Here is an 8,141-nt window from a genome sequence, read left to right on the forward strand (position 1 = left end):
GTAAAGGACGAATCCCGCGATTTTCCTGATCATCATCAATATTTTGGTCAACAATCAAGGAAATAAAACAACGTAACTTAGAAATTTGTACAGCTATTGGTTGAATATCTACCCCATAAATACAATTTTCAATTAAATATAGCTTACGTCCATAATCTAACTGATTGCGTTCAAACGCTTGCTCAATATCCTCAATCACCTTTTCTCGAATCGTACTATCAGGAATTTCACTTGCTTTAGCAATTTGTTTTTCCTTCCATCGAAAGTTCAGTGGATCAAGTTTACTTAAAATAAACACTAATTTGTGCAAAATTCCCATCGGAAAAGCACCCGATCCACAAGCAGGATCGAGAATTTTTAGATTATCAATGGCTGCAATTAATATGTCTACTTCTGCATCATTAAATTGATGGGATTCATGATTATAAGCAAACAAATGACGCAACCTTTGATTTATTCCTGTTTTATCCTTTGACAGCAAGGATAATTGACTTTCTAAATCAGCAATTAACGCTTCATCTACCATATAATCAACAATTTCACGCGGCGTATAAAACGATCCGGTTTGCTTTCTAGCGGTTGTATTTGTTTCTGGATTATAAGCCGCCAGTAAATTCTCAAACACCTTTCCTAATAACTCAGGATCGAGGGCGATTTCTTCCTCAATGGGGGTATTTTCAGTAATGGTAAATTTATAACTATTGAAAATATTAATTAAACCTCGCACTGTATAACGTTTATTGCGCGTCCCGTAAATATTATTCAGATCAACTTGTTGTTCAGATTCAGTAAAAAATAGAAAATTAGGAACAACTAAAGGATTATCCGTGCGATCTGAAAACCCATCAATCCGAATAATCTGTTGAGGATGATCTGGATTAGATTTATCCAAACATTCAAATAAACCCCCATTCAAAAACGGAATATTTTCAAACTGTCTGAGGATTGTTTGTGCATCTTGAAAATAATTTTCATAGCGATAAACATTATGGATCATATAATTTTGATCTCTTCCCCCAGCTTGCTTCGCCTTATTTCTAAACTTGCGATGATCTGATTTATTAGGAGTATTCATTTCCTGATTAAGGGTCGCAAAGAATAAATTTTGCAAAATCCCTTTATAATAGGTGCTTTCTTGCGGTTGAGTTGATATTAGGAATTGCTGCACCCTTTGAAAGTTAAATAAATCGTCAGGAACTAATCCTTTTTCCTTCAAAAACCAAACAAAAATTAATCGAGTAATTAAACGGATCACGCTAGTTGCGTTCCGAATTTCGATATTTTCCCCTGCACCTTCGGGAAAAGTAACGTTTTTAATCGCCCAAAAATACCAGTTTGATACTTCTTTAAAGAAACGCTTATTTAATTCAGTAGTATCAAGGGTTTTTTGCCAAGCATCGTGTAATTGATCAAAATTAGTAAATTGATAGTTTTTATATAATTGAGGTAAGGAAAGATCAAATAAAATTTCAAGATGAGCACGATGGGGATTAGCGATCGCAATATCTTTAATTAAAGTAATTTTTTCTAAAACATCCTTAGCGGTTTCCCGTTGATTCGGACGGCGGTTAATAATTGATAAAGTCAAATATTCACCTTGTCTAAATAATACCATGATGGGAATATCCGACTGGCGGTTAATTTCACGAGTTATATTTGATAGTTGTGTCCGGGTGTAATGATTCTCGCACAAACTAATAGATAAAAATAAATAGGATTTAAGATAATTTTGATCAATTTGATTGCCAAAAAGTCCGAGTTGGGAATTAGCACGAATCTCTTCTTCTGTCAATTGAAACAAAAAATCAACCGAACGCCATTGAGAACAGATCGCCCGTTTTTTGTCAATTCCTTCCCATAGTTCGAGAAAATCTTCAGGGTTATTGTTCGCTAAATCAAACTTTCTTTCGGTCGAATATCCGAGGGTTTGAAATAACGTCTCTACCTTTTCCCCAAGATGACCTGTAGATAGATTTTGGATAGATTGGCGAATTTTATCTTTGAGTTGTTGTTCGTTCATTGTTGATTCTCCAAAGCGAGTTTCACGTTATATTCCACCCTTAAATCGATGCTACAGATTATCACCCTAAACCCCCTGTAGAGAGGTTGCATGCAACGTCTCTACAGGGAACAGATGCGTAGCAAACATTTAAAGATTTCATATTATTCTTCATAATTTATAGCCTGTTCATTAATCTCCTGCTTTTATAGATATTTTAACATGATCTTAAATCCGGTGTTTATTCATCTTTAATCACTAACCATGTAATTAAATTAAAATCCGTTTTGCTGCTAACCTGTTTTTGATGTTCTGGCATAATTGCTCCTTTCCCAGAATTAAATAAACTGTTGAGTAGGCGATGCTTAAAAGTTTTTGTAATCGAATCTATCGCCTTTTGTAATAAATCATTATAAAAACTCATTTCTACACCATGATGGGTTTGTTGGTCAAATAGATTGCATAAAGAATCATAAGCTTTTGTTTGGTCTAAACATAATAATCTCAATAGCTCTAAAATCTGTTTAGGTTGAGCAAAACCAAAGCGCACAACCTGATCATTACGAATATAAACTAGAAAGTAAGGTTGCAGAGGATTAACGGTTTCATTCCCAGAAGAATCACCTTTTTGCTGTAAACAGAAAATCACCCCAGGGCCAATGATTGGATGTTCTGGAATTGAGGGAACTACTGTATAAATCCCCAAGGGTGCAGCTTCTAACTGTTTGCGGTTTCTTTCTAAATAGTTACTCAGTTCAATCCGAAAATCATCTAAAGTAAACTCATTTAAAGCTACAGTTTCATCAAAATCTTCTAAATCTAAAACCTCATTTTGCAAGCGTAACAACTGCTTATCTCTGTATTTTAAATCGCTTTTGATTAACTCTTTAATTTCATCAGGTTCTAGCAAGTTATCTTCAAAAGTAGCCGCAATATCTACTAAGGCCATTCTTGCTTCTACCCGATTTTTTAGATTAATGTATTTGTTTAAGTCATCCGTTGCCCAAAAGTTAACTAACTGGACAGTTTTATTAAGGCTACCAATTCTATCAATTCGTCCAAATCTTTGAATAATTCTAACGGGGTTCCAGTGAATATCATAATTAATTAAATAATCACAATCTTGTAAATTTTGACCTTCAGAAATACAATCTGTCGCAATTAATAAATCAATTTCTTCCCCTTGGGGCATTGATTTAATTTTATTCCGTTGTTTAGAGATCGGAGAAAAATTTGTTAGAATTTGATTGAATTCATTCTTACCGAATGTTGTTTGATTTCTTCCGCTTCCACCGATGACTAAAGCAAGATGAATTTTTAAGGTATTAGTAGTGTTCCATTCCTGTAATGCTTGATAAAGATATTCGGCTGTATCCGCAAAAGCAGTAAAGACTAAAACCTTGCGGTTAGGTTGTCCTAATTTATTAATTGTTGGCTGTTTGACTTTAGTTTCAATCAGCTTTTTTAATTCTGCTAATTTCGCATCCCGTTTTTGATCAACCTGCAAAGCTGAACTATAAAGAATATTGAGTTGTTGTTTATCCCGTTCTAAATCTTTCAGCCAGTTATCAATATCCAGATGTGCCATTTTAAAGATTAGCTTTGTTCCCACCTCCATCGCTGACTGTAATTCTTCATCATCTATCTCTTCAAGTTTAAATTGATTGAGGTCAAGATTCTGGTTTTGATCTCGAAACTCTTTAAACCGTTCAATTCGGGTCTGTAAAGCTTCTATTTTTTCTATAGTCCTTTTCATTGTAATGGCAAAGGAATTCACCGAACTTTCTAAGCGTTTTAGAAAGTTAACCTTCATCATACCAATCAGAAAATATTCGCGATCGCTTTGCTTAAATTTTCCCTGAGATTGATGTTCATATTGTGACTTATATTGTTCTAAAACATACTGAGAAGGATTAAATAATGAAAGTTGATAATTAGAGATTTCATCATTAAGTTTATCATAGGACATAAATCTCTTTTTTAAATCAATTTGAGGAAAAATAGACTCTGGTTTCAACCGTTCTGGGAACCCTCCTAATTGAGAAACAACATCTTTATAATATTTTTGAATATGTTTGCGAGATCGAGCGATCGTTAATTCATCTAGGAGTTTAAAAAAACCGGAATCTAAAGAATTTAATAAATCCCTGGTTTGACGATTTTTTGTTTTTTTAGCCCAATTCGTAAAAGCACGTTGAGCATTCGTTAAAGTATCCTTAAGACTCACGACACCAATTGATTCTTTAAAAGCATCATCTTGACCTTCACTAATAAATGCAAGTTGATGTCGTAAATCTGTTAAATTATTATTAACTGGAGTTGCAGACAGTAATAAAACCTTAGTTTTTACCCCAGTTTTGATAATATCATCCATCAGTCGCTCATAACGACTCTTGCGAATAATATTACCTTCTTCATCTCGCTTTCCTTTCGTATTATTACGGAAATTATGGGATTCATCAATAACGACTAAATCGTAATTTCCCCAATAAAAAGTAGCGAGATCGGTATCTCCAGATTTACCAGATTCTCGACTTAAATCGGTGTGACATAATACCGTATAGCTGAAGCGATCGCGAACAAATTGATTTAATTCACTATTATTCGTAGCTTGATAGATTGTCCAGTTATCTTTTAATTTTTTCGGACATAAAACTAACACGCGATAATTTTTAAGTTCAAAGTATTTAATTACGGCTAAGGCTTCAAAAGTCTTACCCAAACCAACACTATCAGCAATAATACACCCATTATGATTCAGGATTTTATTAATTGCCCCTATCACCCCATGCTTTTGAAACTCAAATAAACTGTTCCAGATTTGGCTTTCCACGATCTGGCTTTTTTCAGCCAGTAAACTTGTTTCTTGCTGTTCTAATAAAAATTTATCAAAAACATGAAATAACGTTTTATAATAAATCAATTCGGGTGCATAATTAACATAAACCTGCTCTAAATAAAGCAACACCTGATCCTTGACATCTTCTACTAATTTTTCATCTTTCCAGATTTCATCAAACCAAACCTTGAGATCAGATATACTTTCTTTATTTTTGACAATCAAATTAATTTCAATATTACTATTTTTACCCGTTAATCCTAACCCTTTAACCGTAAAATTAGAACTTCCCATAATCGCGGATTCATGAGATTGATAACCCTCGTCGCTCGTTTCCTCAAATTCAGTAGCAATATGGTACATTTTGCCATGCAGTAAATTCGTTTTACGGATTGACTTAATTTGTACCTTCTCTCTAATCCAGTCTGCACATTCACGAGCTAAAGGTCTTTGTTGCAGTTGATTTTGCAACTGTAATCCCTCTCTTTCAAGTAGAAACCATTTTTTTTCGTTTTTACTTGGATCAAGAATAAACTCAGGTTCACCAAACAAAAAATTGAGACTATCAATCTGCAAAAGTTCATCCTTCAAAGTGGCAAAAGCATAAATTGTAAAATAAGCTGAAACAATAGACAACTTCGATCCCGGCTGAATTTCATCTTTTAAGAAATCTCCAACCGTACCGCGACGGTGATTATCTCTAATCGCTGAATCACTTATACTGAGTTGACGATTGAACATAATATTGTGAATTAAGCCTTTTTGTACAGATCCTTCAGCCGGACAGTCAACTGATCTCAACGGCACAAGTATGATAGCCAAGCTTTGATCACAAAATTAGTGTAAAATACAAGTTATTTAATCGAGTAAAAAATTAAATAAAATTAACACAGTGGGGGTAACAGAAGCGATCGCAGATCACAAGGGCAAATGTATTTTAGACTGATTCAAGGTGTGGTTAATCGGATAAAATCAGATCATCAATCCTTAATTATAATCAAAGTATCAGAATGTTGATTACCGTTATTATCATTAATATTTTAATTTCTTGCCTGTGTTTGTATCTGGCTCGAAAGATTTGGCGATTTACTCTAATGATGAATCGTTTAGAAAAACGGTTAATCTTAATGGAACGTAACACTCGATTTGTTTTAGAAAGAGCACCAAATTTTATTGATTATGGACAACAGGGAAGTGATCAACTAAGGCAAAACTATTATCAACTTCAGGGACAACTGCAACAACTCAATCAAGCAATAGCATTAGTTTCCTTCGTGGTTCGGTTCTGGTCGAGGAGATGGCCACAAAGAAGATCAAGGTTCTAGGAACAAAATTGTTTAGAATAATATAGAGTACGGGGAAAGAATTTGTACTGCGGTTCAATATGTCAAATCAACGGTTAGGACAATTTTTAGGTGGTTTTGTCTTAGGCTCTGTCGTGGGTACAGTGGCGGGTTTGTTGGTAGCCCCTCGTTCTGGGAAAGAAACGAAACAGTTACTCAAAAAATCAGCCGATGCTTTACCCGAACTTGCAGAAGATCTATCCACTAATGTTCAATTACAGGTCTATCGACTGTCAGGGTCTGCACGACGCAATTGGGATGAAACTTTACTTCGGCTCAAAGAAGCCATTGCAGCCGGACTAGAAGCCAGTCAACAACAGCGACCAACCCAACAGACTGTAGAAACAGAAAACCATCTACCAGAGTCTCAAAAAGCTTTACGGAAATTTTAATCATCGGCAATTGCACTAGAAAATCGCTATACTTTTATGGCGAATCAAACCCCAAGCTGTTGTTGATAGAAATCAAGTGACTGAACCTTTGTTTTGGCTGGCATTATCGCTATTTTTGGTTGCTGTCAGCCTCACTACTGTTGTTGCTGTTGCCTTACCTGCTCTGCAAGCGATTGCACGGGCAGCAAGAAGTGTGGAAAAACTAGCCGATACTCTCTCCCGTGAATTTCCACCAACTTTAGAATCGATTCGTTTAACGGGGTTAGAAATTACTGAACTGACAGAAGATGTCAGTGAAGGAGTACAAAGCGCGAGTCAAGTGGTGAAACAAGTTGATCAAAGCTTAGATACTGCTAAACAACAAGCGAAAAAGTTGCAATCCACCACAGGAAGTATTTTGACTGGAATTCGTGTGGCTTGGAAAACGTTTACGCGCAAAACTTCCGCCTCTGAGTTACAACGTCGTGACTATCATCGATTGTCAGGAAATAGCCGAAATTATCATCGGTTTAGAGAGCGAAATATTCAACGCTTGGAACGCTATTCTGAGACAAATTTTGAGTTAGAAGATGAAGAACGAGAGGAAACTTAACCTAACTGTTAATTGAGCAGGGAACAGGAAAAAGAACTGTGCGGAGATAGCCGCACTCTAGGGTGTGAGGTTAAATTTCCTCTTCATCAGGTTGCAATTGTTTGGCTTTTTCAAAAGCTGCAATTGCCTCCTCAGTTTGTCCTAAATTTTGTAAGGTTAGACCTCGATTATACCAAACATCAGGATCATCAGGCTGTATTTCTAAAGCTTGATTAAAAGATATTAATGCTGTTTCTAATTGCCCTAAATTGAGTAATGAAAGTCCTCGATTGTATAAGGCGTTAAAATAGTTGGGTTCTAATTGAATGGCTTGTTCATAACATTCTAACGCTTCTTCTAATCGTCCTAAATCAGATAAAACATTTCCGCGATTGTTCCAAATATACGGATCATTGGGTTCTAATCCAAGGGCGAGGTTATAGGATTCTAAAGCTTCTTCAATTCGCTCTAAAAGTTCTAAAACACTGCCCCGATTATTCCAAGCATCTGCATATTCTGGATTGAGCTTAATGGCTTGTTCAAAGGATTCTAAGGCTTCTTCCAGTCTGCCTAAATTTTTTAAGGTATTGCCTCGATAAAACCAAACACAAATATGATCAGGTTTGAGTTCAATCGTTTGATTAAAGGACAGTAAGGCTCCTTCAAAATCTCCGGCTTCGTCTTGTTGAATTCCTTGTTGAAACAAAGCTTCAATCTCTGATGATGTATCCTCAACAATAATAGGTTCTTCTTGTATAACTTCCGGTAGAGAATTAACAGAAGTTTGCTCAAGAATTGGGGTTTCTTCCTGTATAACTTCCGGTTGAAGATTAACAGGTGTTTCCTCAATAATTGGGGTTTCTTCTAGGAGGATTTCCGGTTGAGAATTAACAGAAGTTTCCTCAATAATTGGGGTTTCTTCTAAAGGGATTTCAGCTTGAGGATTAACAGAATTTTCTGCAATAGCTGGTTCGGTTTCTTCGAGTGGAGTAGTGAC

General features: G+C 35.6%; 6 protein-coding genes. 3 read left to right on the forward strand and 3 right to left on the reverse strand.

Annotated features, from left to right (window positions below; all coding sequences use genetic code 11):
- On the reverse strand, positions 1-2,020 hold a 2,020-nt coding region (locus ACKPEB_RS06465; protein WP_408964030.1), incomplete at its 3' end, for a hypothetical protein.
- 220 nt (positions 2,021-2,240) lie between these two features.
- Positions 2,241-5,645, reverse strand: a complete 3,405-nt coding sequence (locus ACKPEB_RS06470) for a helicase-related protein (protein ID WP_408964031.1) — start codon at positions 5,643-5,645, stop codon at positions 2,241-2,243.
- Between the two features lie 203 nt (positions 5,646-5,848).
- On the opposite strand from ACKPEB_RS06470, the gene ACKPEB_RS06475 reads away from it, so the two are divergent.
- The 3 genes from ACKPEB_RS06475 to ACKPEB_RS06485 all read left to right on the forward strand — a co-directional run bounded on the left by ACKPEB_RS06475 (position 5,849) and on the right by ACKPEB_RS06485 (position 7,165).
- Positions 5,849-6,163, forward strand: a complete 315-nt coding sequence (locus ACKPEB_RS06475; protein WP_408964032.1) for a hypothetical protein — start codon at positions 5,849-5,851, stop codon at positions 6,161-6,163.
- Positions 6,164-6,222: 59 nt separating this feature from the next.
- Complete coding sequence (locus ACKPEB_RS06480; protein WP_408964033.1) at positions 6,223-6,573, forward strand: YtxH domain-containing protein; 351 nt, start codon at positions 6,223-6,225, stop codon at positions 6,571-6,573.
- Between the two features lie 76 nt (positions 6,574-6,649).
- On the forward strand, positions 6,650-7,165 hold the full coding sequence (locus ACKPEB_RS06485) for a DUF948 domain-containing protein (RefSeq protein ID WP_408964035.1): 516 nt from the start codon (positions 6,650-6,652) through the stop codon (positions 7,163-7,165).
- A 70-nt stretch (positions 7,166-7,235) separates the two neighbouring features.
- On the opposite strand, the gene ACKPEB_RS06490 is transcribed toward ACKPEB_RS06485, so the two are convergent.
- The coding region (locus ACKPEB_RS06490) for a tetratricopeptide repeat protein (RefSeq protein ID WP_408964036.1) at positions 7,236-8,141 on the reverse strand (906 nt) is incomplete at its 5' end.

Origin of the sequence: Planktothrix sp. (genome assembly GCF_046067725.1) — a bacterium.
Taxonomy (GTDB): domain Bacteria; phylum Cyanobacteriota; class Cyanobacteriia; order Cyanobacteriales; family Microcoleaceae; genus Planktothrix.